Genomic DNA, 26,681 nt, shown 5'->3' on the forward strand with positions numbered 1-26,681 from the left:
GTAGGGCGCGGTTTACTGGAGTCATGCATCTGGCAGCGCACCTGGCGGCGATAGACCTCCTGCTGGCCCGCACCGGGCCTGCGGTGGTCGACCTGCGTACCAGCGAGGCGTTCTGGGAGGACGACGGGACCGCGCGGCCGGAGGCCGAGGCGGCCTTCGAGACCGACTGCGAGGCACTGGTGACGCTGCTGTCGCAGCGGTGGGGCGAGGCCGTCCCGCTCGACCTGACCGCCCACCTGATGCGCCAGTTGGACGGCGCGGCGGCCCCCGAGCCGGTGGCGGCGATCTGCGGCTACGTGCGGTCGCTGTGGGTGTGGCGCACCGGTGCGGACGGCCGCTGGCTGGGTGTGGGCATCGGCCGGCACGGCCAGGAGCAGCCGATCCAGCTGGTGGCCGCGGCCGGTGACGCGCCGTCGGCCCCGATCACGGCGCCTCCGCCGCCGGGCGGCTGAGCCCGCCCGCCGCGCGGCGCAGCCGCCCGTACTCCTGCGCCATCGTCTCCAGCGTCCAGTGGGCGTTGAGCCCGCTGGGGTTGGGCAGCACCCAGATCCGGGTGCCGTGACCCATGGTCCGCTCCTGCGGGCCGATCTGGGCCCGCCGGTCCTCGAACGCCGCCCGGTAGGCGGTCACTCCGACCACCGCGAGCCATTCCGGTCGGAGGCGCTCCACCTTCTCCTCCAGCAACCGCCCGCCCTCGCGGTACTCCGCGCCGCCCAGTTCGTCCGCCCGCGCGCTCGCCCGGGCCACGACGTTGGTGATGCCCAGCCCCAGCGGCAGCAGTTCGCGCTCCTGCCACGGCTCCAGGCGCACGGGGGTGAACCCGGCGGCGTGCAGCACGGGCCAGAAGCGGTTGCCGGGGCGGGCGAAGTGGTGTCCGGTCGCGGCCGACCACAGACCGGGGTTGATGCCGCAGAAGAGCACCCGCAGCCCGGCTGCCGCCACATCGGGGACCAGCCGGCCGCGCGCCGCCTCGCGCTCGGCGCGGGTCGGCGGCGCGGGCCGGTCGCGGCGCGTCAGAGGATCGACCCCGGTGTGTACGCGGCGGCCTGCGGGTGCCGCTTGACGACGTCCTCGATCCGGGCGGTCACCGCGGCCACCTGGTCGGCCGCCGCGCCGGTGAAGGAGAGCCGGTCGGCCATCAGCGCGTCCAACTGCCCCCGGTCCAGCGGAATCCGGTCGTCCGCCGCCAGCTTGTCCAGCAGTCCGTTGCGTTCGGCGCCCTGCCGCAGCTCCAGCGCGGCGGCGACCGCGTGCTCCTTGATGGCCGCGTACGCCGACTCCCGGCCGACTCCCACGCGCACCGCTCCCATCAGCACCTTGGTGGTGGCCAGGAACGGCAGGAAGCGGTCCAGCTCGCGGGCGACGACGGCGGGGAAGGCGCCGAACTCGTCCAGCACCGTCAGGAAGGTCTCCACCAGGCCGTCGAAGGCGAAGAAGGCGTCCGGCAGGGCGACCCGGCGCACCACGGAGCAGGAGACGTCGCCCTCGTTCCACTGGTCGCCCGCCAGTTCGCCGGTCATCGAAGCGTAGCCGCGCAGGATCACCGCGAGACCGTTGACGCGCTCGCACGAGCGTGTGTTCATCTTGTGCGGCATCGCGGACGAGCCGACCTGGCCCTCCTGGAACCCCTCGGTGACCAGCTCCTGCCCGGCCATCAGCCGGATCGTGCGGGCCAGCGAGGACGGCGCGGCGGCCAGTTGCACCAGCGCGGTGACCACGTCGTAGTCCAGCGAGCGCGGATAGACCTGCCCGACCGAGGTGAGGGTGCGCGGGAAGCCCAGGTGCGCGGCGATCCGCCGCTCCAGCTCGGCCAGCTTCGCCGTGTCGCCGCCCAGCAGGTCCAGCATGTCCTGGGCGGTGCCGACCGGGCCCTTGATGCCGCGCAGCGGGTAGCGGCCCAGCAGGTCCTCCAGCCGCTCGTATCCGGCCAGCAGCTCGTCGGCCGCGGAGGCGAAGCGCTTGCCCAGCGTCGTCGCCTGCGCGGCGACGTTGTGCGAGCGCCCGGCCATCACCAGTCCGGCGTGCTCGGCCGCCAGCTTGCCCAGCCGCGCCAGCAGCGCGACCGTACGGTCCCGTACGTGCTCCAGGGACAGCCGGATCTGGAGCTGCTCGACGTTCTCCGTCAGGTCGCGTGAGGTCATGCCCTTGTGGATCTGCTGGTGCCCGGCGAGCGCGTTGAACTCCTCGATACGGGCCTTCACGTCGTGCCGGGTGACCCGCTCGCGTTCCGCGATGGAGGCCAGGTCGACCTGCTCCAGCACCCGCTCGTAGTCGGCCGCGGCGGTCTCGGGGACCTCGATGCCCAGGTCCTGCTGCGCCCGCAGCACGGCGAGCCACAGCCGCCGCTCCAGCGTCACCTTGCTCTCGGGGGACCACAGGAGGGCCAGCGTGGTGGAGGCGTAGCGGCCGGCCAGGACGTTCGGAATGCGGGGCTTGTCTGTCACCCGCGCGATTCTACGGTGCGGTCAGACCGGACCCAGGTCGGGCCGCTTGGGGGAGCGGCCGTCCCCGGAGGAGCGGCCGGTGAGCCGGCGGCCGACCCAGGGCAGCAGGAACTCGCGGGTGAAGCGCAGGTCCGCGCGGCGCCGCACCGGCCAGCCCGGCGCGTTGGCGGGCGGCAGCGGCCCGTCCCAGTCGGACTCGGCCGGGTGCCCCAGCCGCTGCCACACGGCCTCCGCGACCCGGCGGTGGCCCTCGTCGGTCAGATGCAGCCGGTCGTCGGCCCACATCCGCGGGTCGCCCAGCGGCTCGGACGCGTACAGGTCGACCACCAGCGCGCCGTGCCGCAGCGCCAGCTCGTCGATGAAGCCGAAGAGCGCCTCCATCCGGTCCCGGTAGCGCTCCAGCACCGGGCCCCGGCGGCCGGGGCTGCGCATCAGCACCAGCTGCTTGCAGCTGGGGGCCAGCGTGGCCACCGACTCCTCCAGCAGGCCGCACACCCGGGCCATGTCGCACTTGGGCCGCAGCGTGTCGTTGAGCCCGCCCACGAGCGTGACCAGGTCGGCGCCCATCGCGGCGGCGGGCCCGACCTGGTCCTCGGCGATCTGCCGCATCAGCTTGCCGCGCACGGCCAGGTTGGCATAGCGGAAGCCGGGGTCGCGGGCGCCGAGCCGGGCGGCCAGCAGGTCGGCCCAGCCCCGGTACGTACCGTCCGGGAGGGCGTCCGACATGCCCTCGGTGAAGGAGTCGCCCAGAGCGATGAAGCTGCTGATACGGGGTGCGGTGAGGTCCGCGGCGGCGTCCGCGGTGGTGTCGCTGTCCATGACGGCACCAGGATAACCGCGCCCGCGCGCCCCGCGTCAGCCCTTCAGCGGACGGCCCACCAGCTCCCGCAGCACGTCCTCCATGGTGACCAGCCCGGCCGCGCGCCCGTCCGGGCCGATCACCGCGGCCAGGTGGGTGCCGCTGCCCCGCATCGCCCCCAGCACGTCGTCCAGCGGCATCGACTCCCGCACGAGCGCGATGGGCCGCATGGCCGCCAGCGGGAACGGCTCCTCGCGCGGGGTGGCGTCCAGCGCGTCCTTGACGTGCACGTAGCCCAGCGCCCGGCCCGCCGGGTCGACCACGGGGAAGCGGGAGAAGCCCGAGCGGGCCGAGAGCTGCTCCAGCTCCTCGGGGGTGACGCCCAGCGGGGCGGTCACCGCACGCTCCAGCGGGCGGGCGACCTCGGAGACGGGCCTGCGGCCCAGGTCCAGGGCGTCGCGCAGGCGCTCGGTCGAGCGGTCGTCCAGCAGCCCGGCCTCCGAGGAGTCCGCGACCATGCGGGCCAGCGCGTCGTCCGAGAACGTCGACTCGACCTCGTCCCTCGGCTCCACGCGCAGCAGCTTCAGCAGCCCGTTCGCGAAGGCGTTGACGGTGAAGACGACCGGGCGCAGCGCGCGCGAGAGCGTGACCAGCGGCGGTCCCAGCAGCAGCGCCGTGCGCCGCGGCTCGGCCAGCGCGATGTTCTTGGGCACCATCTCGCCGAAGAGCATGTGCAGATACGTCGCCAGGGCCAGGGCGATGGCGAAGGAGATCAGGTGGCTCATCCCGTCCGGCACCCCGGCGGAGTGGAACACCGGCTCCAGCAGGTGGGCGATGAGCGGCTCCGCGACCACACCCAGCACCAGGTTGCACAGGGTGATGCCCAGCTGCGCCGTCGCCAGCAGTGCGGAGACGTGCTCCAGCCCCCACAGCACGCTGCGCGCGCGCCGGTCGCCGGCTTCGGCGTGCGGCTCGATCTGGCTGCGCCGCACCGAGATCATCGCGAACTCGGCGCCCACGAAGAAGGCGTTGACCACCAGGGTCAGTACGCCCACCAGCGCCTGGATCACGGTCATCGCCACGTCTCCTCGCCGCTCGCGGCCTCCTCGGCGGGCAGCGGCGCGGTGAGCCGGGCCCGGGCCGCCCGCCGCCCGCTCGCGTCCAGGACCTCGATCCGCCAGTCCGCGACCCGCAGAACGTCGCCCTCGGCCGGTATCCGGCCCAGCTCGGCGGCCACCAGCCCGGCCAGCGTCTCGTACGGCCCCTCCGGCACGCGCAGCCCGATCCGCTCCAGTTCGTCGGTACGGGCGGCGCCGTCCGCGTCGACGAGCCTGCGCCCCAGCGGGTCCTCGCCCGCCGGGGCCAGGTCCGGCGTCTCCAGCGGGTCGTGCTCGTCGCGCACCTCGCCGACGACCTCCTCGATGATGTCCTCCAGGGTGACCACCCCGGCGGTGCCGCCGTACTCGTCGATGACGACGGCGATGCTGCGGTCTCCGCCGGGCAGGCGGTCCAGCAGCCGGTCCACGGTCAGCGACTCGGGGACCAGCAGCGGTTCGCGCATCAGCTCCGTCACGGGGCGGCGGGGCCGCTGCGCGGCGGGTACCGGCAGCACGTCCTTGATCCGCACGATGCCCACGACGGTGTCCAGGCTGCCCCGGTAGACGGGGAAGCGAGAGAGGCCGGTGGCACGGGTCGCGTTCGCCACGTCCTCGGCGCTCGCCTGCGCCTCCAGCGCGGTGACCTGCACGCGCGGGGTCATCACGTTCTGCGCGGTCAGCTCGGCCAGGTGCAGCGTGCGGACGAACAGGTCGGCGGTGTCCGGCTCCAGCGCGCCCTCCTTGGCGGAGTGCCGCGCCAGTGCCACCAGCTCCTGCGGGGAGCGGGCGGACGCCAGTTCCTCGGTGGGCTCCAGCCCGAGCCGCCGCAGGATGCGGTTGGCGCTGTTGTTCAGGTGCCGGATCAGCGGGCGGAAGGCGGCCGAGAAGAGGCGCTGCGGGGTGGCGACGTGGCGGGCGACCGGCAGCGGCCGAGAGATCGCCCAGTTCTTCGGCACCAGCTCGCCGACGACGATCACGACCACGGTCGACAGCGCCGTGCCCAGGACCAGGGCGACCGAGGAGGTGGCCGACTCCGGCACCCCCAGGGACTTCACCGGCCCGGCGATGAGCTTGGCGATCGAGGGCTCGGCGAGCATGCCGATCACCAGGTTGGTGACCGTGATGCCGAGCTGGGCGCCGGAGAGCTGGAAGGTGAGCGAGGTGACCGCCTTCAGCGCGCTCCGGGCGCCGCGCTCGCCGCTCGAAGCCGCCTTCTCCAGCTCGCTGCGCTCGACCGTCGTCAGGGAGAACTCCGCCGCGACGAAGCAGCCGCAGGCCAGGGAGAGCAGGAGTGCCACGCACAGCAGGAGCACTTCGGTCATCGGGTCACCTCCGTCCCATGGTCGGGCAATGCGGGGAGGATCGCGCGACGGCTGGTACCGGGAGGCTCGCCCATGGGCGGACGGACACACCTTTCCGTGGCGGGGGCAGGACCAGGGCTGTCCATCGTAGGGGAGGAGAAGCGGCACCGCCCCGAGGTCTTCGGCGGACCCGGAGGGCCGTGGTGACGCGGCGGCCGGGACCCGCCGGCCGCCGGGGAGGTCAGCGCAGCGGTTTGACCCATCGGCGCCAGTGGTCCTCGCGGTGGTAGCCGGCCGCGGCCCAGGTGCGGTGCGCCCGCTCGTTGGCCTCCAGGACCATGGCGTCCACCCGCCGGCCGCCCAGGGCGGCGAACCGCTGCTCCGCCGCCTCCAGCAGCGCGGTGGCGACTCCCTGCCGGCGGCGGTCCGGGTGCACGGCCAGTCGGTAGGCGGAGCAGCGCCAGCCGTCGAAACCGGCTATGACGGTGCCGGCGAGGCGACCGTCGCGCTCTGCCAGGAGGAGTGCTCCGGGGTCCCGGGCGACCAGACGGGCCACCCCGTCGTGGTCGTCGGTGATGCTCGTGCCCTCGGCGGCCTCGCGCCAGAACCGCAGGTGTCGATGTCGGCGGGGCCGGCGGGGCGGATGCACAGGTCGCTCATGGGGGCGAGCCAAGCAGGGCGGCACGCTCTGCCGCCATGGGGTTCCGTGCGGGGGCGGGCGCCCGGCCGGCTCTCGCGCCTCGCCTTGCCCTGATAGCGGATCGGCGCTAGCTTGTGGGTGTGGCAAAGACCCAGCTGAACGTCCGGGTGGACGAGGCGACGGCGGAGGCCGCTCGTGAGCGCGCCCTGCAGCGCGGCATGAGTGTGAACCGCTACATCGAGGACCTCGTCCGACGGGACGCGGGCGAGGTGGGGCACACGTTCGTCGAGGCCGCCGCGGATTTCATGAAGAGTTACGAGTCGGTGTTCGCCGAGGAGTTCGGCGGCCGGGAGACCGAAGGCCGCCCGCGGAGGTGACCCTCCGTATCGATCTCTCGTGGCTGCTGATCATCGCTGAACACAAGACCCCCGGTGATCCCCGCGTCACCGACTACGGCGCGCTCATCGCCGCCGTCAGCAGGCACGAGGCGGAGATCTTCGACCAGCCCGTCTACGCCGACCCGCACGAGCGTGCCGCGGCGCTCCTCCAACTCCTGCTGCACGTGCCAGCGCTGGAGTGCACCAACGCGCTTTTCGCCTCCGCCGTCGCCTACGCCTACCTCGTCGCCGGAGGACAGAAGGTCGCCACCTCGCCAGAGCAGATCCGCGACCTCGCCCGCCTCGTCAAGGACGGCACGGCGGACGTCCACGCCATCGCCGACGAACTGCGCACCTGGAGCGTGTAGGGCCTGCGAAGATCCGCACGGTACAGCACGGCACGAAACAGCACGGCACGAAACACGACCCGGGAGAGCAAGCGTGACCACCGGAGAACTCGCACGGATCCCGCTCGACGACGACCAGCGCGCCGACCTCGGCGAGATCGTCGGCACGCTGCGGGCCGCGGGCTGGCAGCCGTACCAGGTGACCACGCGTACCGATGAGCCCATGGTCATGGAGCCCGGGGCGGGCGCTCGGTACGAGGCGCGGAACTGCAGGCTCGACGTGGAGTACGTGGCCGGGGGCGTCTCCCTCGGAATCGAGGGCCTCGGTCACGTGGAGGACCACGAGCTGCTGGTTCACAGCTGCGGCCGGCATGCCGGCCGCCTCCGCTCGGCGCAGCCGAACGGCGATCACCAGAAGCTCACGGAGGTGCTCGCTGTGCTCATCGCCTACCAGGACCGGCTGACGCCCGAGGTGTACGCCGAGTTCGGCCGGGGCCTGCTGGCGGCGTGCCCTTCCATCGAGTACTACGGCGACCAGAGCGGCGAGTTGTGCGACTTCACGCAGGAGGACCTGGACGCGGGGCAGTTGCCGGTGGCGACGGGCCTGTGATCCCGGGCGCCGCCTCAGCCGCCGCGGTACCGGCCGGCGGCTTCGGCCACCCCGGCCCACGTCCCGCCCAGCGCGGGTATGAGCCAGCCGGGCGCGGCGGCGCGGAAGCGCGCGGGGGACAGGCCGCCCGCGCCCTCGGGCAGTGCCCCCGCCAGCGGGGCGCCCGCCACCTCGGGCAGGTCCCCCAGGTTGCAGCGGCAGGCCAGGTCGGGGGCGGCGGGCCACGCGCCGAGGAGCACCCCCGCGCAGTCCACCCCGCGGTGCCGCAGCGCCTCGGTGGTGAGGGCGGTCGTGTTCAGCGTGCCCAGCCCGGCCGTGGCGACGACCAGCGCGGGCGCCGCCAGCAGCCGGGCCGCGTCGGCGAGCGTCGTACCGGCGGCGTCGAAGCGTACGAGCAGTCCGCCCGCGCCCTCGATCAGCACCAGGTCGTGCCCGGCGGCCAGTTTCCCGGCCGCCTCGGCGACGTCCTCGGGCGATACGGCGGGCAGCCCGGAGCGGCGGGCGGCCGTGGCGGGCGCCAGCGGCTCCGGGTAGCGGGCGAGTTCGAGCGTGGTGACCTCGCCGCCCGCCAGCCGCGCGGCCTCCGCCGCGTCGCCCGCCTCGCCGGGGGCGACGCCGGTCTGCGCGGGCTTGAGCACCGCCACCGAACGCCCGGCGCCCACGGCCACGGCCGCCAGCGCCGCCGTGGCCACCGTCTTGCCCACCCCGGTGCCGGTGCCGGTCACCACCAGTACGGTCATCTCGCGGTCCGCCCGCCCGTCGACCCCGCCTCGGCGGCTGAGCACACGGCCGCGCAGATCCGGGCGAGATCCGCGTCGTCGGTGGGATAGGGCGGCATCGTGTACACCAGGTCGCGGAAGGGGCGCAGCCACACTCCTTCCCGCACCGCCGCCCGCCCGGCCGCCGCCATGTCCACGGGGCCCTCCAGCTGTACGACGCCGATCCCGCCCAGCACCCGTACGTCCCGCACCCCCGGAAGGAGGCGGGCCCGCTCCAGCCCCGCCCGCAGTCCGGCCTCCACGCGGGCGACGCCGCCGGCCCAGTCCTGGTCGAGCAGCAGCCCGATCGAGGCGTCGGCGACCGCCGCGGCCAGCGGATTGCCCATGAACGTCGGCCCGTGGGCGAGCACCGGCACCTCGCCGCGCGAGATGCCCTCGGCCACCCGTGGGGTGCACAGGGTCGCCGCGAGGGTGAGGTAGCCGCCGGTGAGCGCCTTGCCCAGGCACAGGACGTCCGGGGTGATCCCCGCGTGCTCGGCGGCGAACATGCGGCCGGTGCGCCCGAAGCCCGTCGCGATCTCGTCCAGGACGAGCAGCACGTCGTGAGCGTCGCACGCCTCGCGCAGCACCTGCAGGTAGCTGGGGGAGTGGAACCGCATGCCGCCGGCGCCCTGCACCACCGGCTCCACGATGACGGCGGCCAGCTCGTCCGCGTGCCGCCCGATCAGCTCCCGCAGATGTGCCGCGTACGCCTCGTCGGGCTCGGCGTCGAAGCCGGGCGGCGGCGCGTCCGCGAAGACCTGCTGGGGCAGGACGCCCTGCCACAGTTGATGCATCCCGCCCACCGGATCGCACACCGACATCGGGTTCCAAGTGTCGCCGTGGTAGCCGCCGCGCCAGGTCAGCAGCCGCCGCTTGCGGTCGTTGCCGGCCGAGCGCCAGTACTGGAGGCACATCTTGACGGCCACCTCGACCGACACCGACCCGGAGTCGGCCAGGAAGACGTGCTCCAGTCCCTCGGGAGTGAGGTCCACCAGCCGCTTCGCCAGCCGGATCGCGGGCTCGTGGGTGAGCCCGCCGAACATGACGTGGCTCATCCGCGAGAGCTGGCCGGTGACGGCCTCGTTGAGCACCGGGTGGTTGTAGCCGTGGATGGCCGACCACCAGGACGACATCCCGTCGATCAGCTCCCGCCGCCCCGCCACCGGGCGGGCCAGCCGCAGCCGTACCCCGGCGGCGGACTCGATCAGCAGCGGCTCCTCGAGCCCGGGCATCGGGGCGTAGGGATGCCACACGTGCTGCCGGTCCAGGGCCAGCAGCGCCTCCGGACCCTCTGCCCCGGGCCCCTGCGCGTCCGGTCTCCACCTGCCCGCCGTCACCGCGTCAGGCATTGGGCGGCAGCTCGGTGCCGGGTCCGCGGCGGCGTACGGCGACCAGGTCGTCGGTGCGGTGCTGGGGCAGCGTGGTGGTGTCGGTGCCCTCCACCTCGAAGCCCGCGTCCGCGATCATGTCCAGGTCGGCCTGCCCCGCCTGGCCCTCACTGGTGAGGTAGTCCCCGAGGAAGATGGAGTTGGCCAGGTGCAGGGCCAGCGGCTGCATCGAGCGCAGCTGCACCTCGCGTCCGCCCGCGAGCCGCACCTCCGCGTCCGGGCACACGAACCGCACCATCGCCAGGATGCGCAGGCAGCGCTGCGGGGTCAGGTTCCACTCGTCCGCCAGCGGGGTCCCCTCGAAGGGGATGAGGAAGTTGACCGGCACCGAGTCCGGGTTCAGCTCGCGCAGCGCGAAGGCGACGTCGACCAGGTCGGCGTCCGCCTCGCCCATGCCCGCGATCAGGCCGGAGCACGCGGAGAGACCCGCGTCGCGGGCCTGCCGTACGGTCTCCACCCGGTCGGCGAAGTCGTGCGTGGTGCAGATGTCCGCGTAGGTCGCCTCGGAGGTGTTGAGGTTGTGGTTGTAGGCGTCCGCGCCCGCCTCGCGCAGCCGCCCCGCCTGGCCGTCGGAGAGCAGCCCCAGACAGGCGCACACCTCGACGCCCTCGTTCTGCTCCTTGATCGCCGAGATCGTCTCCGAGACGCGCTCCACGTCCCGGTCGGTCGGACCGCGTCCGCTGGCGACCAGGCACACCCTCTTCGCGCCGCCTGCCACCCCGGCACGCGCGGAGCTGGCGGCCTCGTCCGGCTTGAGCCAGGTGTACTTGAGGATCTCCGCCTTGGAGCCCAGCCGCTGCGAGCAGTACGAGCAGTCCTCGGGGCAGAGCCCGGACTTGAGGTTGACCAGATAGTTCAGTTTGACCCGGCGCCCGAACCAGTGGCGGCGCACCTTGCCCGCGGCGGCCACGACCTCGAGCAGTTCTTCGTCGGAACTCGCCAGGACGGCGAGCGCTTCCCCCCGCGTCGGCGACTCACGACGCAGCCCCTTGTCCACCAGTGTGTTCAGCAGGTCCATGGCGCCGATACTCGCCTACCGCCGTAGTCCCGGCCAAGACGGGAACCTACAGGATCGGGTCAACTCCGTGTGGGTATCACCACACCCCGTCAGGTTCTGGCCGAGGCTACGTTCTGTATGGACCCTCCGGCGGAGGCCGTCCGCCGCGGACCCGTCCGCCCACCGCCCGCACCCGGCCCACGGCCGCCCGTCCCGAAGGATGTCCGACCATGACCCCACCGCCCGGGGACCCCTTCGGCTGGCTCACCGAGGCCGCGGACCGGCGACGCGAGGCCGGGCTCGTCCGCGCCCTGCGCCCGCGCGCCGCCTCCTCCTCGCTGCTCGACCTCGCCGGCAACGACTACCTCGGCCTCTCGCGGCACCCCGAGGTCACCGCCGCCGCCGCCGCGTCCGCCCGGCGCTGGGGCGCGGGCGCCACCGGCTCCCGGCTCGTCACCGGCTCCACCTCCCTGCACGCCGAACTCGAGGCGGAATTGGCCCGCTTCTGCGGCGCCGAGGCCGCCCTGGTCCTCTCCTCCGGCTACGCGGCGAACCTCGCCGCCGTCACCGCGCTGACCGCCGAGGGCACCCTCGTGGTGTCCGACGCCGCCAACCACGCCTCCCTCATCGACGGCTGCCGCCTCTCCCGGGCCCGTACCGCCGTCGTCCCGCACACCGACCCGGCGGCGGTGCGCGCCGCGCTCGCGGGCCACCAGGGGCGGGCCATGGCGGTCACCGACTCCGTCTTCTCCGTCGACGGCGACGCCGCACCGCTGCCCGCCCTGTCCGCGGCCTGCCGTGCGCACGGCGCGGCGCTGCTGATCGACGACGCGCACGGCTTCGGCGTGCTGGGCGAAGGCGGACGCGGTGCCCCGTACGCCGCCGGACTGGCCGGCGCGGCCGACACCGTGGTGACCGTGACCCTCTCCAAGTCCCTGGGCAGCCAGGGCGGCGCGGTGCTGGGACCGGCACGCGTCATCGAGCACCTGGTCAACACCGCCCGCACCTTCATCTTCGACACCGGCCTCGCCCCCGCCGCGGCCGGCGGCGCGCTGGCCGCCCTGCGCCTGCTGCGTCGCGAACCGGGCCGGGCCCGCCGGGCCCGCGAGGTCGCCGCCGAACTGCACGCGGGGCTCACCGCCGCCGGGCTGGCGGCCACCCGGCCCGACGCCGCGGTCGTCTCCGTCCGCGCACCCTCGGCCCAGACGGCCGTGCGCTGGGCCGGCGACTGCCGCGCCGAGGGCGTCGCGACGGGCTGCTTCCGCCCGCCGTCGGTGCCGGACGGCGTCTCCCGGCTGCGGCTGACCGCCCGCGCCGACCTCACGGGCGAGGAGATCGCCCGCACCGTACGCGTCCTCACCCGCACCGCCCCCCACCTGACCGGCCCCCGGTCCCCACACCCCTGACCGCCCCGCCCGCGCCGTCCTCAGCGCGTGAGGAGGGCCGAAGTGGCGAGCCCTGCTCGGACGCCCTGCGGGCGCCGGTTGCGAGCGGGGCGGGGCGACGCCCGTGCTGCCGCGCACCGCGCTGCTCGCGGGTCTGGTCGTGGCCATGGCGCTGGTCTGGTTCCTCCTGCTGGCGCTGCTGGTCGACCGGCTCGGGCGGTGGTTGCGGCGGCCCCGTGCCGCTCGGTGGGTGACGGCGTTCACGGGGGTGGCCCTGTGGAGCCGGGGCGGCGCTCTCGTGGTCGAGACGGTGCTCGGCTGAGACCGTTGGACCGGCGCAGCGCCCACGGCAGCAGGGCCCACAGCCCGGCGCACACGGCCAGCGCCACCGAGCCGACGACGACGCCCTCCGTCCGGCCCAGCACCACGTCCACGACCAGCAGCACCGCCCCGGACAGCGCCAGCGCCAGCACCGCGAGGCCCAGCGCCGCCAGCCGCGAGGAGACCTGCACGATCAGGTGCTTCGCACCCCGCCGGAAGAGGGCCCGGTGCAGTGCGGCGGGCGCGGTGAAGAGCACGGCGGCCAGCACGGAGAGCAGCAGGGTGGCCACGTAGGCGCCGCGCTGGAATCCGTCCAGCTCGGGGAAGCGCGCCGTGAAGGCCAGCGTGAGCAGGAAGGCGAAGAGGATCTGGACGCCCGTCTGGATGACCCGCAGCTCCTGGAGCAGCTCCAGGAAGTTGCGGTCGTCCCGCTCGACGGACGTCTCGTTGCGCGCGGCCATGCCCTTCGTGTAGCCGCGACCGGCGGATTCACGCCTGCCGGTTCGCCCGCCGCGGCCGGGAGTGACGAGGCGCATCGGGCCGCAGCGGGCGGTCATCGCCGCAGGCGCGTCGCGGCGGCCCGGCCGCCGGAGACCGGCGGCCGGGCCGCGAACGGGGGGACTGCGTCAGGGGCCGGTCAGGAGCCGAGCTGCCAGACCGCGTGGGCCAGGGCGTCGGTGTTCAGGTCCAGCGCCTCGGTGTCGATGTTCGCCAGGTCGTCGCACGCCGTGTGGTAGCACTCGTCGAACGGTGCGCCCGCCGTGCCGCCCCACTTGTCCGCCTGCTCCTGCGTCATCGTCTCCCCGGCTCCGGTGAAGAGGCCGCCGACGGGAATACCGGCGTCCTGGAAGGACGCGTGGTCGCTGCGCCCGTCCGACTCGGTGGCGGGGTCGGTGGGGATGTCCTTGGCGGTGAAGAAGTCGGTGAAGACCTGCTCGAGCGCCGCGTCGTCGTCGTAGACGAAGTAGCCCGCGTTGGGCGAGCCGATCATGTCGAAGTTCAGGTAGGCGCCGATCTGGCCGCGCTCCGCCTCGGAGAGGCCGTCGACGTAGTGGCGTGAGCCGACCATGCCCAGCTCCTCGGCGCCCCACCAGGCGAAGCGCAGCTGCTTGGCGGGCTTGAGGTCCTCGGCGGCCACGGCGAGCGCGGTCTCCAGGACGGCCGCCGAGCCGGTGCCGTTGTCGTTGACCCCGGCGCCGCTGCGCACGGAGTCCAGGTGGGCGCCCGCCACCACGACCTGCTCGGCCTCGCCTGCGGGCCAGTCGGCGATGAGGTTGTAGCCGGTGGTGCCGCCCTGGTCGAACTCCTGCACGGCCGTCTCGAAGCCCGCCGCGTCGAGCTTGCCCTTGATGTAGTCGAGGGACGCCTTGTAGCCGGGCTGTCCGTGGGCGCGGTTGCCGCCGTTGGCCTCGGCGACCGCCTCCAGTTCCTTCAGGTGCCGGGTCACGTTCTCCACGGGGATGTCGGGCGCGGCCACCGTCGCGCCCGCGCGCGGGGGCCCGGGCTGGTCGGCCTGCGCGGCGGCGACGGTGAGCAGGGATGCGGCCAGGGCGGTGCCGGTGGTGGCCGCGAGGGCGGCGCGCCAGGTCATTCTGCGTATCACGTGGGCTCCGATGGTCTGTGGGGGGAGAGGTGCGGAGCGAGCTGTGCGCCGAGGTGGGCCCTTGACGCGCGCATGATGATTCTGTCCAGGAGGCCGCCCGTCAAGGCCGGTTACCGAACAGTGCGTCGCGGCGAGCGGACTTGGCGGGGTCCGATACCGGAAGGAAGAGGGGCATAGTGCGGAGGATCTGAGGAGGCGTCATGTTCATGACTTAGCAAAGAACCTCCGCCCGCCCTGTCCCGCACCACGCGCGAGACGCAAAGATCCCCCCTGACAGCCGCTGTGCGCACACACCGTCACCCGCAGCCCTCGCGGCCACTGTCACCGCGACCGGCGGCGGAACAACCAGGGGGAGTCCCTACGTTGAACAGACGCACCGCCGCGCTCGCCACCGCCGGCGCCCTCGCCTCCGGAGCCCTCCTCGCGGGCCTGATAGCCGTGCCACCCGCCATGGCCGGGGAAACCGCCGCCTCCGGGCCCGCGGCCACCACCTCGTCCTCTTCCACGTCCGCGTCCGGCGCGACCGCCGGGCGCGGGCACGGCGCGGCCGAGGCGCGCGGCGTACGCCTCGCCGCCGCCCGTGCCGCCAAGAAGGGCGTCGACTGGCGGGACTGCCCCGCCGACTGGGACCTTGCCAAGCCCATCCAGTGCGGGTACGTCACCGTTCCCGTCGACTACGCCCGCCCGGACGGGCGCACGATCAAGATCGCCGTCGACCGTGCCCGCAGCACCGGCAGCGCGCAGGAGCGCCAGGGTTCGCTCATCTACAACCCCGGCGGCCCCGGCGGCTCCGGCATGCGCTTCCCCGCGCGCGTCACCGGCGGGAACCCGCTCTGGGCCAAGACCGCGAAGGCGTACGACTTCGTCGGCTTCGACCCGCGCGGCGTCGGCCACTCCGCGCCCATCTCCTGCGCGGACCCGCAGGAGTTCGTCAAGGCGCCCAAGCTGGACCCGGTGCCGGACGACGAGGCGGACAAGCGGGCGCAGCGCAAGCTGGCCCGCCAGTACGCGGAGGGCTGCGACGAGCGCAGCGGGCCGCTGCTCGCGCACATGACGACGCCCGACACCGCCCGCGACCTCGACGTCATCCGCGCCGCGGTCGGCGACCGCAAGCTCAACTACCTCGGCGTCTCCTACGGCACCTACCTCGGCGCCGTCTACGCCACGCTCTTCCCGGACCACACCCGCCGCATGGTGGTCGACAGCGTGGTCAACCCCTCACGCGAGAAGATCTGGTACCAGTTCAACCTCGACCAGGACGTGGCCTTCCAGACCCGCTGGGAGGACTGGAAGCACTGGGTCGCCCGGCACGACGACGCGTACGGCATCGGCGACACCCCCGGCAAGGTCCAGGCGCAGTGGGAGAAGCTGCGCGCGAAGGCCAAGAAGGCGCCGCTGGGCGGCGTCGTGGGCCCGGCCGAACTCCTCGGACTCTTCCAGCGCGCCCCCTACTACGACAGCGCCTGGGCGCCGACCGCCGCCGTGTGGTCCGCCTACCTCAAGGGCGACGAGAACGCGCTCGTCGAGGCCGCGGCCCCGGACCTCTCCGACACGGAGGGCAACAAGTCGGCCGAGAACGGCAACGCCGTCTACACGGCCGTCGAGTGCAGCGACGCCAAGTGGCCGACCGACTGGCGCACCTGGGACCGGGACAACACCCGGCTGCACCGTGACCACCCGTTCCTCACCTGGTCCAACGCATGGATGAACCTGCCCTGCGCGACCTGGCCGGAGAAGCAGCGCCGGCCCGTCGAGGTCGGCACGCACCGGGGCCTGCCGCCCGTGCTCATCGTCCAGTCCGAGCGGGACGCCGCCACCCCCTACGAGGGCGCGGTCGAACTGCACGAGCGGCTGAAGGGCTCCCGCCTGATCACCGAGAAGGACGCGGGCTCGCACGGGGTCACCGGCCTGAAGAACTCCTGCGTCAACGAGCGCGTCGACGCGTACCTGCTGCACGGCACGCTCGACGCCGAGGACGTGACCTGCGCACCGCACGCCACCCCCGAGCCGCAGCAGCCGGCCTCCGGGGCGGCGTCACCCGGGCCGAAGGGGGCCGGGCTGCCGGGCTGACGGCACGCGCGCACGGGGGCGGCCGGTCACTCCGGCCGCCCCCGTCCGCGCGCGGTCCCGCGCGCCGCCTCCTGCGCCGCGGCCTTGGCGTCGGGCGCGTACATGTCGACGTACTCCTGGCCGGAGAGCCGCAGGATCTCGTACATGACCTCGTCCGTCACCGCCCGCAGGACGGCTCGCTGGTCGTCCATGCCCGCGAAGCGCGCGAAGTCCAGCGGCTCCCCGAACCGGATGGTCACCCGCCCCAGCCGGGGCATCCGGCGGCCCGGCGGCTGGAGTTCGAAGGTGCCGACCATCGCGCAGGGCACCACCGGCACCCCCGCCTTGAGCGCCATCGCCGCCACACCCACCCGCCCCTTGTAGAGCCGGCCGTCGTGCGAACGGGTGCCCTCCGGGTAGATGCCGAGCAGTTCGTCCTTGCCCAGCACCCCCAGTCCCTCCTCGATCGCGGCCTGCCCGGCGCCGCGCCCGGCGCGGTCCACCGGGATCTGCCCCACGCTGCGGAAGAAGGCCGCTGTCAGCCGCCCCCGCAGACCCGGGCCGGTGAAGTACTCGGCCTTCGCCAGGAAGGTGATGCGGCGGCGCAGGATCGCGGGCATCAGGAAGTGGTCCGAGAAGGACAGGTGATTTCCGGCGATGATCGCCGCGCCCTCTTCGGGCACGTGCTCGAGCCCCTCGATCCGCGGCCGGAACAGCAGCCGCAGCAGCGGGCCCAGGACGACGTACTTCAGCACGTGGTAGAACACTTGGCAGCCTTCCCCCGGGGATCACGGTGTCGCCGCACAGTACTTCCCCGCCCTCGGGCGGGGGAGGGGGGAGCCGCTCAGCCCTCCCGGCCGGCGGCCACCCCGACCGTGACCAGCCCGAGCACCACCCAGGCGAGCCAGAGCCAGCCGCTGCCGCCCAGGGTCACGGTGTACGCGGTGACCACCACCAGGGCGATCACCGTGCACGCCGTCATCGTCTTCGTGAACCCCGGCATACCAGACATCCCAGACATCGCAGCATCCTCCTCGGCGGCCCGCGCCGGTGACGCAGGACCCGGCACGGGGCCACAGCCAGACAACCCCGGACCTCCATCGTCACCGCAGGGAGCCGGAAACGCTACTGCCCCCGCTGGGCCTCGTCGCCGGTCCGCGCTAGCGACCCCGCGCCTGGAGGGACGCCAGATAGGCGTTGTACGCGTGCAGCTCGCTGTCCCCGTCCCGGTCCGCCGCCCGGTCCCGCTGCCGCGCCTGGCGCTGCTCGCTGTAGTACCACTGGTAGACGAGCGCGATCAGCACCAGCACCGAGGGGATCTCGCTGAACGCCCAGGCGATGCCGCCCGCCCACATCTGGTCGTCCAGCGCCGTCACCCCCAGCGAGGCGGGCGGATCGGCGTACGTCTCCACCAGCGGTTCGGAGCCCATCATCAGCGCGATCCCGAAGAAGGCGTGGAAGGGCATGCCCGCGAACAGCTCCAGCATCCGCATCACGTAGCCCGGCCGGTGCGGGCCCGGGTCGACGCCCATGATCGGCCAGAAGAAGATCAGCCCGACCAGCAGGAAGTGCACCATCATCGCGGTGTGCCCGGTCTTCGAGCCCATCAGGGTGTCGAAGAGCGGCGTGAAGTAGAGCGCGTACAGGCTCGCGATGAAGAGCGGAATCGTGAACGCCGCGTGCGTGACCACCTTGGCGTAGCGGCTCTGCAACACGGCCACCAGCAGCTCCCGCGGCCCCTTGCGGCCCCGCCCGGCCGCGGGCAGCGCCCGCAGCGCGAGCGTCACCGGCGCGCCCAGCAGCAGCAGGATGGGCGAGAGCATGCTGATCACCATGTGCTGCACCATGTGCACGCTGAAGAGCACCATGCCGTACTCGTTCAGCCCGGTGCACATCACCAGTGCGATGCTCAGCACGCCCAGGGTGAAGCCGATCACGCGGCCCACCGGCCAGGCGTCGCCCCGCCGCCGCAGCCGCAGCACGCCCCAGCCGTACAGCGCCAGCGCGAGCAGGCAGCCGGTCAGGAAGAACGGGTCGCCGGTGAACTCCAGCCCGCGCCCGAGCGTGAACGGCGGCAGATCCATGGTCGTGCCGTGTCCGCCGTGATCCATCCCTACGCTCCCGGTTCGTGCCGATCCGCCCGCACCAGGGTAGAACCGCCCGCCGTGCCGCCCTCCGGCGGGGGCCCGGTCAGCCCGCCTGGGTCGCCGCCGCGATCCGCTCGCCGCGCAGCGCCTCGTACCACCGGTCGTCCACGTGCGGCAGCGCGTTGACATCCAGCGCCAGCTTCAGCAGCAGGTCCGCGATCAGCGGGTTGCGGGCCAGCACCGGACCATGCATGTACGTGCCGAACACCGTGTCGTTCCAGGCGCCTTCGGTGCCGTCGCCCGTCCCGTTGCCCTTGCCCAGCCGCACCTGGGCCAGCGGCCGTGCGGTCGGCCCCAGATGGGTGACGCCCTGGTGGTTCTCGAACCCGGTCAGCTGCGGCAGCCCCAGCCTGCTGTCCATGTCGCCCAGCACGTCGCCGACGCACCGTTCGCCCGTGCCGCGGGTGCTCGTCACGTCCAGCAGGCCCAGGCCGGGCTGCCGGGCGCCCTGGTCGTTGACGAACTCGTGGCCCAGGATCTGGTACCCCGCGCAGACCGAGAAGACGATCGCGCCGTTGGCCACCGCCCGGTTCAGCCCGCCGTCGCGGTAGAGCCGCTCGGCGGCCAGCCGCTGCGGCCGGTCCTCGCCGCCGCCGATCAGATAGATGTCACCCGAGGTGGGGAGCGGCTGGTCGGACCGTACGTCCAGCCGCTGCACCTCCAGTCCGCGCTGCCGCGCGCGCCGCTCCACGACCAGCGCGTTGCCCTGGTCGCCGTACGTGCTCAGCAGATCGGGGTAGATCCACACCAGGCGCAGATTCGCCTCAGCCATGCTCGCCATCCTCCAGCGGTTCCCTCAGCGGTTCAGTTGCCGACAACGCGGCGCAGGTCCTGGAACGAGGTGTAGTTCGCGATCGCCTCGATCCGGCCGGGCGGACACATCCGTACGGCCTCCTGGGCGCTCTCGTACACCTGGAAGTCGACACCGGCGACCTCCAGCCGCACCGCCAGGTCCAGGCGCCGGTCCCCGATCACGCAGATCGGGTGCCCGGCCAGCCGCGAGTAGTCCACGTCCCACAGCCAGGAGGTGTCCGTGCCGTCGGCGCCGCGCGCGTTGACCGCGAGGATCACCGGGGCGGGCGGCGGGTCGATCAGCGAGAACGTCTCCAGCCAGCCGGCCGGGTTCTTCGCCAGCAGCAGCCGGATGTCGCGGCCCTGGTAGGACACGACGTCGTAGCGGCCCGCGACCGCGGCCACCGAGTACATCCGCTCCAGCGCCGCCTGGGGCGGTACGCCGAAGGCGGCGGCCACCGCGGCCGAGGTGGTCGCGTTGGCCTTGTTCGCCCGGCCGGGCAGCTGGAGGTGGATGGGCCAGGCGGAGCCGTGCGGGTCGAGCACGTACTCGCCCGACAGCGCCCAGCTGGGGGTGGGGCGGCGGAATCCGCACTCACCGCAGTACCAGTCGTCGCCGGGGCGCTGCATGACACCGCCGCAGGACGGGCACGACCAGGCGTCGTCCTTCCACTCCTGGCCCGCGGCCACCCACACCACGTTGGGTGAGGAGGAGGCCGCCCACACCACCAGCGGGTCGTCCGCGTTGGCGATGACGACCGCCTTCGATCCGGCGAGGCCCTCGCGCCACTTCTCCGCCAGCATCCGGGTCTCCGCGGCCCGGTCGAGCTGGTCGCGGGAGAGGTTCAGCAGCGCGATGGCCTTCGGCGCCACATCACCCGCGACCCCGGCGAGGTACTTCTCGTCCACCTCGATCACGCCGTAGCGCGCGTCGGACCCGCCCGCCAGGGCGGAGGTGATCCCGGCGGGCATGTTGGCGCCGAGCGCGTTGGAGACCACGCCGCCGTTCGCCCGCAGTGCCTCGGCGATCAGCCGGGTCGTCGTGGTCTTGCCGTTTGTCGCCGACACCAGGACCACGTCCAGATGCTGGGCCAGCCGGGCAAGCAGATCGGGGTCGAGTCTGAGTGCCACCTTGCCGCCGATCACCGATCCGCTGCCGCGGCCGGCGACTCGCGACACCGCTGCCGCGGCCTTGCCCGCCGTCACGGCCAGCTTCGCCCGCGGCGGCAGCGGCTCCGTGTTGCCTGCCATCGTCCTTGACCCTCCTTGCCCCTTGGTGGGGGCCACCCTATCGAGATCCGGACCGGCCCCCGCACGGGTGCCGCCACAGCGGCACCACGCGCCTCGTACGCTTCTGACATGGCACGCGTCACCATCCCGGGCAGCTCCGGAACGCCCGCGCCCCTGCGGCTGTTCGGCGATCCGGTGCTGCACACGCCGTGCCGCGCGGCCGTGCCCGCGGACGGGCCGCTGGACCAGCTCGTGGAGGACATGTACGCCACCATGTACGCCGCCCGGGGAGTCGGCCTCGCCGCCAACCAGATCGGCGTACCGCTGCGCGTCTTCGTCTTCGACTGCCCGGACGACGAGGACCGCAGGCACCGGGGACACGTGATCAACCCCCGGCTCACCGGCACCGCCGGGGTGATCGTACGCGGCCCGGAGGGGTGCCTGTCGCTGCCCGGTCTGGAGGCGGCCACACCGCGCCATGACGAGGCGCTCATCGAGGGCGTCGACCTGCGCGGGCGCCCGCTGCGCGTCCAGGGCTCCGGCTTCTTCGCCCGCTGCCTCCAGCACGAGTACGACCACCTGGACGGCGGCCTCTATCCGGAGCGCCTGGGCGGGCTGCGGCGGGCCCGGGTGCTGCGCGCCGTGCGCCGCGCGAGCTGGTACGCGCCGCCCGCACAGGAGCCGTAGGCCCGGCGGCGGCGCCGATACGGCCGGGCGGCCGTCAGAAGGCCGGGCCGCCCTCGCGGTCTCCGGCGACGGCCAGCCGCCCCCACAGCAGATCGGCCAACTGTCCCACCAACTGGGCCCGGGAGCAGGGGCGTTCGCGCAGCCACCAGTCCCCGGCGGCGTGCATCATCCCGACGATGCCGTGTCCCCACACCCGGGCCAGCTCCTCCGAGCCCTCGCCCTCGTCGACCCGTTCGGCGATGACCTTGGCCAGCTCCTCGCCGAGCCGCCGCAGCAGCGGGGCGGAGTGGTGGCCCACGTCGAAGCCCCCCTCGCCCGCCGGACCGGTCTCGGCGGGGTGCATCAGGAAGCGGTAGACCTGCGGGCGGGCCTCGATCGCCTGCAGGTAGGTGTCGAGGGTGGCCTCCACCCGTGCGCGCCGGTCCGCGGGTGCGTCCAGGGCGTCCCGCAGCGCGTCGAGCAGGGCGTCGGTGTGCCGGACGGCCAGGGCGCGGTACAGCCCGCCCTTGTCGCCGAAGTGGCGGTAGAGGATCGGCTTGGTGATGCCCGCCTCGGCGGCGATCGCGTTCATCGTGGCGTCGGGCCCGTCGCGGAGCACGACTCTGTCGGCGGCCTCCAGCAGTTCCGTGCGGCGACGCTCCGTAGCGCTGCGCTGGTCGTCCCGCTGTGCGGTCCCCATGGTGTTCCTCCCCGGGGCGTACGGTCCTCGCCCCGCGCAACGTAACACCCGAGGTCGGCGGCCGACCGGGGGTGCAGCCGGGTTGACATGGCCTACCGGCTGGTAAAAGACTGCTTGTTACCGATGGTAACAAGCTGTGGGGAAGGTTCACTCATGCCGGAGTTCGCATTCGACCTCGACGACGACCAGCGGGCGGTCCGCGAGTGGATACACGGGTTCGCCGCCGACGTCATCCGCCCCGCGGCCGCCGAGTGGGACGAGCGGGAGGAGACACCGTGGCCCATCCTCCAGGAGGCCGCGAAGATCGGCCTGTACTCGCTCGACTTCTACTCGCAGCAGTTCTTCGACCCCACGGGCCTGGGCATCCCCATGGCCATGGAGGAGCTGTTCTGGGGCGACGCCGGCATCGCCCTCTCCCTGGTGGGCACCGGGCTGGCCGCCGTGGGCGTCCTGGCGAACGGCACCGACGAGCAGGTGGGCACCTGGATACCCCAGATGTACGGCGACGCCGACGACGTGAAGGTCGCCGCCTTCTGCTCCTCCGAGCCCGACGCGGGCTCCGACGTCTCCGCCATGCGCACCCGCGCGGTCTACGAGGAGGCCACCGACGAGTGGGTGCTGACCGGCACGAAGACCTGGGCGACCAACGGCGGCATCGCCAACGTGCACGTCGTCGTCGCCGTCGTCGACCCCGATCTCGGCTCCAAGGGGCACGCCTCCTTCATCGTCCCCCCGGGCACCCCCGGGCTCTCCCAGGGACAGAAGTTCAAGAAGCACGGCATCCGCGCCTCGCACACCGCCGAGGTCGTCCTGCAGGAGGCCCGCGTGCCGGGGCACTGCCTGCTGGGCGGCAAGGAGAAGCTGGACGAGCGCCTCGCCCGCGCCCGGGAGCGGGCCCGCGCGGGCGGCGGTGAGCGCGTGAAGAACGCCGCGATGGCCACGTTCGAGGCCTCCCGCCCGGCCGTGGCCGCCCAGGCGGTCGGCATCGCCCGCGCCGCGTACGAGGTCGCGCTCGAATACGCCAAGACACGCGTCCAGTTCGGCCGCCCCATCATCGACAACCAGGGTGTCGCCTTCCAGCTCGCCGACATGCGCACGCGCATCGACGCGGCGCGGCTGCTGGTGTGGCGGGCCTCCTGGATGGCCGCGGCGGGCCGGCCCTTCGACTCCGCGGAGGGCTCCATGTCCAAGCTGTTCGCGGGCGAGACCGCCCGGACGGTCACCGCACAGGCCATGCAGATCCTCGGCGGCAACGGTTACACGCGGGAGTACCCCGTCGAGCGCATGCACCGGGACGCGGCGATCTACACCGTCTTCGAGGGCACCAGCGAGATCCAGCGGCTCGTCATCGCGCGCACGGTCTCGGGCGTCGCCATCCGCTGAGGCGCGGGCGCGGCTCCGGTACCGTGGTGCGCGGTGCGGCGCCGCGCCGTATCGGCGCGGGAGACGCGCCCCTCCCACACCTCGGATCGGTGATCGCGCGATGGCCGGGACCTCGCGGGACGAAAGCGCGCAGCCCTCCACCGCGCACCCCTCCACCGCACAGCCTCCCGCCGCGCCGCCTCCCGCCGCGCCGCCACCCGGGCAGGTGCCGCTGACGGAGGCCCAGCAGCGGGCGGTGACCGGCGCGGACCCCGGGAGCGGGGAGGTGCGGGCAGGCGCCGCCACCCGGCGGCGGCTGGAGCGGCTCGGCCTCGCCCGCCCGCACGGCAGGCTCGGCGCGCACTACCTCACCGACCGGGGGCGGGCGGTCCGCGCGCACCTCCAGGAGCGGTCCGCGCCCGCAGCGCCCGCCGCCCCCGCCCCCGCCCCCGAGGGCTTCGCGCCGCTGACCGGGGACGAGGCGGCTCCCGGCCCTCCGCCCGGCGGCACCGGCGCCGACACCGCCCCCGCAGCCCCCGCCGCGTATGCCCGGCACGCCGCCGCGGCGGTGCGCGGCTGGGAGGCGCTGCTGGAGATCCGGCGGCTGACCGGCGCCGGGGCGGCCGTCGGCCCGGAGGCTTCCGTGCCTGCCCCCTGGGAGCGGGCCCGCCCGGTGCACGCGGTGGCCCTCGCCCTGGAATCGGGCGGATTCCCCGCCTCCGCCGTCGACGGTTCCGGTCGCCGCGTCCGTAGCGGATACCGGGTGAGTGCCGGTGGGGGGCCGGACGACCCGGGCGCCTGCGTACGCGTGGAGTGGCGGTACGCGGCGGGGGCGCGGGAGTCGGCCGGCCCGGCCGACGCGCAGGAGCAACTCGCAGACTGTGCACGGAGGTTGGCGTCCTGCGGATGGGAGGCGGAGCGCTATCTCGGGGCCCGCCGCCGCCCGTATCTCGCCGTCGCGCCGCGCCCGCCGCGCTCCGGTACGCCGGGCTGACAGGGGTGTGCCGGGGCCGGTGCGCCCCGCCTTCGCGGTGTGTGCTGCACGCCTTCGCCGACGCACTGGTTGCTGACAGACGCTCAGCCGTCTCTTAGATTGGGTGTTGTCGCCAATCAGTTCACCGCCAGGAGAGGTCCGCGTGACCGACGAACCGCCCGCATCCGGCCCGCTGTCCGCACAGGGACGGGCCCGTGGCGCGCGTGTCCGCGCACTCCGCGGAAGGCCGGCCTCCGGGGCGGGCCGGACCTGGCCCGCCCCGGCCTGGTTACGCTGCTGGCGTGGCGGCCTGAATTCAGCCTGTCCAGGGATTCCCGGGAAGTGAACCGCGCTCTGTCCGCAAGGCGTGAGCCGTGCGTGGCGAGTTTCGCAGACGTGTGCAGGACGGAAAGCGAGAAGATGCATTTCACCCAGGTCACTGGAAGCCAGCCCGCACGCCGGACCGAGGCGCCCGCGCAGGCCGGTCCGGGAGTTGCCCGCATGGTTCTGGGCTCGCGGCTGCGGAAGCTGCGCGAGGGCGAGTACATATCGCAGGAGGAGGCCGCCAGCGCCATACGGGCGACGGCCGCCCAGCTCAACCGGCTGGAGCTGGGGCGCAGCGGCTGCCGGCTGCGGGACGTGGCCGATCTCCTGACCATCTACAGCGTCACCGACGAGAACGAACGGCAGACCATGCTCACGCTGGCCGGCCAGGCCAACACCCCTGGCTGGTGGCACGCCTACGAGGACGTCGTGCCCGGCTGGCTGCAGACCTACCTCGGCCTGGAACAGGTGGCGGGGGTGATCCGCAGCTACGAGGTCCAGTTCGTGCCGGGACTCCTCCAGACCCGCGCCTACGCCCGCGCCGTGATCGCGCTGGGCCACGGCGACGCCCCGGAGGCGGACCTGAGGCGCAGGGTCGAGCTGCGCATGATCCGGCAGCAGATCCTCTACGGCCACCGGCCGCCGCACCTGTGGGCGGTGATCGACGAGGCGGCTCTGCGGCGCCCCGTCGGCGGCGCGGCGACGATGCGGGCCCAGCTGCGGCACCTGATCGCGATGTGCGAACTGCCGCACGTCACCGTGCAGGTGCTGCCCTTCGCCGCGGGCGGGCACGCGGCGGCGGGCGGCCCCGTCACCCTGCTGCGGCTGCCGGAGCGTGAGCTGCCCGACGTGGTCTACCTGGAGCAGCTCATCAGCGCGCACTACCCGGACAACGCGGAGGACATCGAGTACTACCGCCATGTCATCGACCAGCTGGTGACCCGCGCGGAGGCGTCCACCCGCACCCAGGAGGTCCTGCGCGGCATGCTCGCGCAGGGCGACCAGGAGCACGGACCGCACGCGGGCGGGGCGGCACCGGTGCCCTGAACGAGGGGCCTGTGCGGCCCGTGCTCACGCCCGGAGTTCGCCCTCCAGCAGGCCCATCGTGAACATGTCGTACCACTCGCCGTCACGGCGGAGGGCGTGCCTCAGGCGGCCCTCCTGGACGAAGCCGACCTTGCGGTAGAGGTGGCACGCGGCGTGGTTCTCGGTGGCGACGGTCAGCGTGATCTTGTGCAGCCGCATCTTCTCGAAGCCGTAGCGGCATATCCCGCGCATGGCGTCGGTGGCGTAGCCGCGTCCCCAGCAGTCCTTCTCCCCGAGGTAGATGTCGAGTTCGGCGCAGCCCAGCTCCGGCTCGGTGTCGCGCAGGCGGACCAGGCCGATCAGCCGGCCGCCGTCGAGTACCTCGACCGCGTAGAGCACGTCGCCGAAGGTGTTGCGCGGCCGGTCCTCCAGGGAGCGCTTGACCTGCGCCAGCGACTGCGCGTAGCCGTCGTGCATCCAGCGCATGACGTCCGGGTCGTGGTTCCACCGCCACAGAGCCTCCGCCTCCGCGGGCTCGAACGGTCGCAGCCGCACCAAGTCTCCGACCATCATGCCGTCTGCCTCCGCGTCGCCTGATCAGTGTCCTGAAAGGACCAGTGATAGCACGGGGCGGGGACGCGGCGGGGGAGCCCACCGGAGGTGGTGTGGGCACCTGCGCTGGGGCGGGACGGCGGAAGTGGCCCTCTGCTCAGGCCTGTTGGGGTTTGAGGCCGTCGAGGGTGATTTTGATGTAGTGGTGCCAGTTGCCGGTGTCGCGGTGGACGATGGCGGTGAGTCCGCAGGTGAGGGGGAGGATGTCGGTGGGGTCGATGTCGGTGCGGATGGTGCCGGTGTGCTGGCCTTTGGTGATGAGGGCGGTGAGTTCGGTTTCGAGGTCTTTGCGGAGGGGGCTGGGTGGTTTCTGGCTGCCGAGGTTGGTGTCGGTGAGGGCGGTGGCGAAGCCGCGGTCGCGGGTTTCTACTTCGGCGATGCGGGTGAGGAGGAGGTGGAGTGCTTCGAGGGGTTCGGCGTTGTTGTGGCTGATGGTGCGGTAGTAGGTGAGGATTTCGCCGAAGCGTTGTTGTGAGGCGGTTTCGACCATGTCTGCTTTGGTGGGGAAGTGGCGGTAGAGGGTGCCGATGCCGACTTCGGCGTGGCGTGCTACTTCGTCCATGGAGACGTGGGTGCCGTGTTGGGTGAAGAGGGTGCGGGCGGCGTCGAGGATGCGGGCGCGGTTGCGTTCGGCGTCTGCTCGGCGTCGGCGGGGGTGTGTTTCGGTGGGGTTGGGTGTGGTGGTGGGTGTGCTCATACGGAACCTCCCTCCGCTTCACTCTACTATGCG

Annotated in this window: 28 protein-coding genes and 2 pseudogenes; 11 read left to right on the top strand and 19 right to left on the bottom strand. The window is 73.4% G+C overall.

The window, feature by feature from the left end; genetic code table 11:
- The first annotated feature begins 23 nt into the window (after positions 1-23).
- Positions 24-452, top strand: coding sequence for a hypothetical protein (locus tag H299_RS39240; protein WP_037759861.1), 429 nt, complete (start codon positions 24-26; stop codon positions 450-452).
- On the opposite strand, the gene mug is transcribed toward H299_RS39240, so the two are convergent.
- The 6 genes and pseudogenes from mug to H299_RS35310 form a co-directional block, all read right to left on the bottom strand.
- Positions 424-1,017, bottom strand: coding sequence for a G/U mismatch-specific DNA glycosylase (gene mug / locus H299_RS0120825; RefSeq protein WP_027750011.1), 594 nt, complete (start codon positions 1,015-1,017; stop codon positions 424-426). The genes H299_RS39240 and mug overlap by 29 nt on opposite strands.
- Positions 1,014-2,444, bottom strand: a complete 1,431-nt coding sequence (gene purB, locus H299_RS0120830) for an adenylosuccinate lyase (protein ID WP_027749986.1) — start codon at positions 2,442-2,444, stop codon at positions 1,014-1,016. The genes mug and purB overlap by 4 nt, the downstream gene beginning before the upstream one ends.
- Positions 2,445-2,465: 21 nt before the next feature.
- Positions 2,466-3,263 carry an SGNH/GDSL hydrolase family protein gene (locus tag H299_RS0120835; RefSeq protein WP_051262677.1) on the bottom strand — a complete coding sequence of 266 codons (798 nt, stop codon included), beginning with the start codon at positions 3,261-3,263 and terminating at the stop codon, positions 2,466-2,468.
- Positions 3,264-3,299: 36 nt separating this feature from the next.
- On the bottom strand, positions 3,300-4,319 hold the full coding sequence (locus H299_RS0120840; protein WP_027749988.1) for a hemolysin family protein: 1,020 nt from the start codon (positions 4,317-4,319) through the stop codon (positions 3,300-3,302).
- Complete coding sequence (locus H299_RS0120845; protein WP_027749989.1) at positions 4,316-5,662, bottom strand: hemolysin family protein; 1,347 nt, start codon at positions 5,660-5,662, stop codon at positions 4,316-4,318. Before H299_RS0120845 ends, H299_RS0120840 begins: the two co-directional genes overlap by 4 nt.
- A 220-nt stretch (positions 5,663-5,882) precedes the next feature.
- Positions 5,883-6,301, bottom strand: a pseudogene (locus H299_RS35310) (GNAT family N-acetyltransferase).
- Between the two features lie 120 nt (positions 6,302-6,421).
- Here H299_RS35310 and H299_RS0120855 point away from each other — a divergent pair.
- From H299_RS0120855 to H299_RS0120865, 3 genes are all read left to right on the top strand, one after another.
- Complete coding sequence (locus H299_RS0120855; protein WP_027749990.1) at positions 6,422-6,658, top strand: hypothetical protein; 237 nt, start codon at positions 6,422-6,424, stop codon at positions 6,656-6,658.
- Positions 6,655-7,026 (top strand): hypothetical protein, encoded by a 372-nt coding sequence (locus tag H299_RS0120860; RefSeq protein ID WP_027749991.1) that lies wholly within the window; start codon positions 6,655-6,657, stop codon positions 7,024-7,026. The genes H299_RS0120855 and H299_RS0120860 overlap by 4 nt, the downstream gene beginning before the upstream one ends.
- A gap of 73 nt (positions 7,027-7,099) precedes the next feature.
- Positions 7,100-7,615 (top strand): hypothetical protein, encoded by a 516-nt coding sequence (locus H299_RS0120865; RefSeq protein ID WP_027749992.1) that lies wholly within the window; start codon positions 7,100-7,102, stop codon positions 7,613-7,615.
- 14 nt (positions 7,616-7,629) lie between these two features.
- Here H299_RS0120865 and bioD read toward each other — a convergent pair whose 3' ends face one another.
- From bioD to bioB, 3 genes are read right to left on the bottom strand one after another with little or no spacing between them, the layout of a single operon-like run.
- Entirely contained in the window at positions 7,630-8,355 is a 726-nt protein-coding gene (gene bioD, locus H299_RS0120870) for a dethiobiotin synthase (RefSeq protein ID WP_027749993.1), read from the bottom strand.
- Positions 8,352-9,725 (bottom strand): adenosylmethionine--8-amino-7-oxononanoate transaminase, encoded by a 1,374-nt coding sequence (locus H299_RS0120875; RefSeq protein ID WP_078512907.1) that lies wholly within the window; start codon positions 9,723-9,725, stop codon positions 8,352-8,354. Before H299_RS0120875 ends, bioD begins: the two co-directional genes overlap by 4 nt.
- Positions 9,718-10,782: a biotin synthase BioB gene (gene bioB / locus H299_RS0120880; protein ID WP_027749995.1), complete on the bottom strand. Its 1,065-nt coding sequence runs from the start codon at positions 10,780-10,782 to the stop codon at positions 9,718-9,720. The genes H299_RS0120875 and bioB overlap by 8 nt, the downstream gene beginning before the upstream one ends.
- A 209-nt stretch (positions 10,783-10,991) precedes the next feature.
- Here bioB and H299_RS0120885 point away from each other — a divergent pair, with 209 nt between their 5' ends.
- A complete protein-coding gene (locus H299_RS0120885) occupies positions 10,992-12,167 on the top strand; it encodes an 8-amino-7-oxononanoate synthase (protein ID WP_027749996.1) in 1,176 nt (391 codons plus the stop codon).
- A gap of 100 nt (positions 12,168-12,267) precedes the next feature.
- Positions 12,268-12,468, top strand: a pseudogene (locus tag H299_RS0120890) (LysE family transporter); the annotation flags it as partial.
- Here the strand turns inward: H299_RS0120890 and H299_RS0120895 are convergent.
- Entirely contained in the window at positions 12,407-12,928 is a 522-nt protein-coding gene (locus H299_RS0120895) for a DUF6328 family protein (protein ID WP_027749998.1), read from the bottom strand. The pseudogene H299_RS0120890 and the gene H299_RS0120895 overlap by 62 nt on opposite strands.
- Positions 12,929-13,104: 176 nt before the next feature.
- On the bottom strand, positions 13,105-14,058 hold the full coding sequence (locus H299_RS0120900; RefSeq protein ID WP_037759866.1) for a M28 family metallopeptidase: 954 nt from the start codon (positions 14,056-14,058) through the stop codon (positions 13,105-13,107).
- 462 nt (positions 14,059-14,520) lie between these two features.
- On the opposite strand from H299_RS0120900, the gene H299_RS35315 reads away from it, so the two are divergent.
- A complete protein-coding gene (locus tag H299_RS35315; RefSeq protein ID WP_078512910.1) occupies positions 14,521-16,140 on the top strand; it encodes an alpha/beta hydrolase in 1,620 nt (539 codons plus the stop codon).
- A 26-nt stretch (positions 16,141-16,166) separates the two neighbouring features.
- On the opposite strand, the gene H299_RS0120910 is transcribed toward H299_RS35315, so the two are convergent.
- The 5 genes from H299_RS0120910 to H299_RS0120930 all read right to left on the bottom strand — a co-directional run bounded on the left by H299_RS0120910 (position 16,167) and on the right by H299_RS0120930 (position 20,309).
- Complete coding sequence (locus tag H299_RS0120910; RefSeq protein WP_027750000.1) at positions 16,167-16,886, bottom strand: lysophospholipid acyltransferase family protein; 720 nt, start codon at positions 16,884-16,886, stop codon at positions 16,167-16,169.
- 77 nt (positions 16,887-16,963) lie between these two features.
- Positions 16,964-17,122 carry a hypothetical protein gene (locus tag H299_RS40005; RefSeq protein ID WP_027750001.1) on the bottom strand — a complete coding sequence of 53 codons (159 nt, stop codon included), beginning with the start codon at positions 17,120-17,122 and terminating at the stop codon, positions 16,964-16,966.
- 157 nt (positions 17,123-17,279) lie between these two features.
- Positions 17,280-18,230: a cytochrome c oxidase assembly protein gene (locus H299_RS0120920; protein WP_027750002.1), complete on the bottom strand. Its 951-nt coding sequence runs from the start codon at positions 18,228-18,230 to the stop codon at positions 17,280-17,282.
- A 79-nt stretch (positions 18,231-18,309) separates the two neighbouring features.
- Positions 18,310-19,038 (bottom strand): glutamine amidotransferase, encoded by a 729-nt coding sequence (locus tag H299_RS0120925; protein WP_027750003.1) that lies wholly within the window; start codon positions 19,036-19,038, stop codon positions 18,310-18,312.
- Between the two features lie 32 nt (positions 19,039-19,070).
- On the bottom strand, positions 19,071-20,309 hold the full coding sequence (locus H299_RS0120930; RefSeq protein ID WP_027750004.1) for a MurT ligase domain-containing protein: 1,239 nt from the start codon (positions 20,307-20,309) through the stop codon (positions 19,071-19,073).
- A gap of 108 nt (positions 20,310-20,417) precedes the next feature.
- Here H299_RS0120930 and def point away from each other — a divergent pair, with 108 nt between their 5' ends.
- The gene (gene def / locus H299_RS0120935; protein WP_027750005.1) at positions 20,418-20,975 is read left to right on the top strand and encodes a peptide deformylase; all 558 of its coding nucleotides are present in this window, start codon (positions 20,418-20,420) and stop codon (positions 20,973-20,975) included.
- A gap of 34 nt (positions 20,976-21,009) precedes the next feature.
- Here def and H299_RS0120940 read toward each other — a convergent pair whose 3' ends face one another.
- Complete coding sequence (locus tag H299_RS0120940) at positions 21,010-21,654, bottom strand: TetR/AcrR family transcriptional regulator (protein WP_027750006.1); 645 nt, start codon at positions 21,652-21,654, stop codon at positions 21,010-21,012.
- A 153-nt stretch (positions 21,655-21,807) separates the two neighbouring features.
- Between H299_RS0120940 and H299_RS0120945 the strand changes: the two genes are divergently transcribed.
- The 3 genes from H299_RS0120945 to H299_RS35320 all read left to right on the top strand — a co-directional run bounded on the left by H299_RS0120945 (position 21,808) and on the right by H299_RS35320 (position 25,360).
- Positions 21,808-23,037, top strand: a complete 1,230-nt coding sequence (locus tag H299_RS0120945; protein WP_027750007.1) for an acyl-CoA dehydrogenase family protein — start codon at positions 21,808-21,810, stop codon at positions 23,035-23,037.
- A gap of 100 nt (positions 23,038-23,137) precedes the next feature.
- Positions 23,138-24,010, top strand: a complete 873-nt coding sequence (locus H299_RS40545; protein ID WP_486587352.1) for a hypothetical protein — start codon at positions 23,138-23,140, stop codon at positions 24,008-24,010.
- Positions 24,011-24,409: 399 nt separating this feature from the next.
- Positions 24,410-25,360: a Scr1 family TA system antitoxin-like transcriptional regulator gene (locus H299_RS35320; RefSeq protein ID WP_078512909.1), complete on the top strand. Its 951-nt coding sequence runs from the start codon at positions 24,410-24,412 to the stop codon at positions 25,358-25,360.
- A 24-nt stretch (positions 25,361-25,384) separates the two neighbouring features.
- Here H299_RS35320 and H299_RS0120960 read toward each other — a convergent pair whose 3' ends face one another.
- Positions 25,385-25,912, bottom strand: a complete 528-nt coding sequence (locus tag H299_RS0120960; protein ID WP_027750009.1) for a GNAT family N-acetyltransferase — start codon at positions 25,910-25,912, stop codon at positions 25,385-25,387.
- 136 nt (positions 25,913-26,048) lie between these two features.
- Complete coding sequence (locus tag H299_RS0120965; RefSeq protein WP_027750010.1) at positions 26,049-26,648, bottom strand: TetR/AcrR family transcriptional regulator; 600 nt, start codon at positions 26,646-26,648, stop codon at positions 26,049-26,051.
- Between the last annotated feature and the right edge of the window lie 33 nt (positions 26,649-26,681).

The sequence above is a fragment of the Streptomyces sp. CNH287 genome, from assembly GCF_000424825.1.

Bases quoted from the DNA above. Each gene is read 5' to 3' on its own strand.
- H299_RS39240 (WP_037759861.1), top strand. From the start codon at position 24: ATGCATCTGGCAGCGCACCTGGCGGCGATAGACCTCCTGCTGGCCCGC.
- H299_RS0120835 (WP_051262677.1), bottom strand. From the start codon at position 3,263: ATGGACAGCGACACCACCGCGGACGCCGCCGCGGACCTCACCGCACCC.
- H299_RS0120840 (WP_027749988.1), bottom strand. From the start codon at position 4,319: ATGACCGTGATCCAGGCGCTGGTGGGCGTACTGACCCTGGTGGTCAAC.
- H299_RS0120845 (WP_027749989.1), bottom strand. From the start codon at position 5,662: ATGACCGAAGTGCTCCTGCTGTGCGTGGCACTCCTGCTCTCCCTGGCC.
- bioD (WP_027749993.1), bottom strand. From the start codon at position 8,355: ATGACCGTACTGGTGGTGACCGGCACCGGCACCGGGGTGGGCAAGACG.
- H299_RS0120875 (WP_078512907.1), bottom strand. From the start codon at position 9,725: ATGCCTGACGCGGTGACGGCGGGCAGGTGGAGACCGGACGCGCAGGGG.
- bioB (WP_027749995.1), bottom strand. From the start codon at position 10,782: ATGGACCTGCTGAACACACTGGTGGACAAGGGGCTGCGTCGTGAGTCG.
- H299_RS0120885 (WP_027749996.1), top strand. From the start codon at position 10,992: ATGACCCCACCGCCCGGGGACCCCTTCGGCTGGCTCACCGAGGCCGCG.
- H299_RS0120895 (WP_027749998.1), bottom strand. From the start codon at position 12,928: ATGGCCGCGCGCAACGAGACGTCCGTCGAGCGGGACGACCGCAACTTC.
- H299_RS0120900 (WP_037759866.1), bottom strand. From the start codon at position 14,058: ATGACCTGGCGCGCCGCCCTCGCGGCCACCACCGGCACCGCCCTGGCC.
- H299_RS35315 (WP_078512910.1), top strand. From the start codon at position 14,521: ATGGCCGGGGAAACCGCCGCCTCCGGGCCCGCGGCCACCACCTCGTCC.
- H299_RS40005 (WP_027750001.1), bottom strand. From the start codon at position 17,122: ATGCCGGGGTTCACGAAGACGATGACGGCGTGCACGGTGATCGCCCTG.
- H299_RS0120920 (WP_027750002.1), bottom strand. From the start codon at position 18,230: ATGGATCACGGCGGACACGGCACGACCATGGATCTGCCGCCGTTCACG.
- H299_RS0120925 (WP_027750003.1), bottom strand. From the start codon at position 19,038: ATGGCTGAGGCGAATCTGCGCCTGGTGTGGATCTACCCCGATCTGCTG.
- H299_RS0120930 (WP_027750004.1), bottom strand. From the start codon at position 20,309: ATGGCAGGCAACACGGAGCCGCTGCCGCCGCGGGCGAAGCTGGCCGTG.
- def (WP_027750005.1), top strand. From the start codon at position 20,418: ATGGCACGCGTCACCATCCCGGGCAGCTCCGGAACGCCCGCGCCCCTG.
- H299_RS0120940 (WP_027750006.1), bottom strand. From the start codon at position 21,654: ATGGGGACCGCACAGCGGGACGACCAGCGCAGCGCTACGGAGCGTCGC.
- H299_RS0120945 (WP_027750007.1), top strand. From the start codon at position 21,808: ATGCCGGAGTTCGCATTCGACCTCGACGACGACCAGCGGGCGGTCCGC.
- H299_RS40545 (WP_486587352.1), top strand. From the start codon at position 23,138: ATGGCCGGGACCTCGCGGGACGAAAGCGCGCAGCCCTCCACCGCGCAC.
- H299_RS35320 (WP_078512909.1), top strand. From the start codon at position 24,410: ATGCATTTCACCCAGGTCACTGGAAGCCAGCCCGCACGCCGGACCGAG.
- H299_RS0120960 (WP_027750009.1), bottom strand. From the start codon at position 25,912: ATGATGGTCGGAGACTTGGTGCGGCTGCGACCGTTCGAGCCCGCGGAG.
- H299_RS0120965 (WP_027750010.1), bottom strand. From the start codon at position 26,648: ATGAGCACACCCACCACCACACCCAACCCCACCGAAACACACCCCCGC.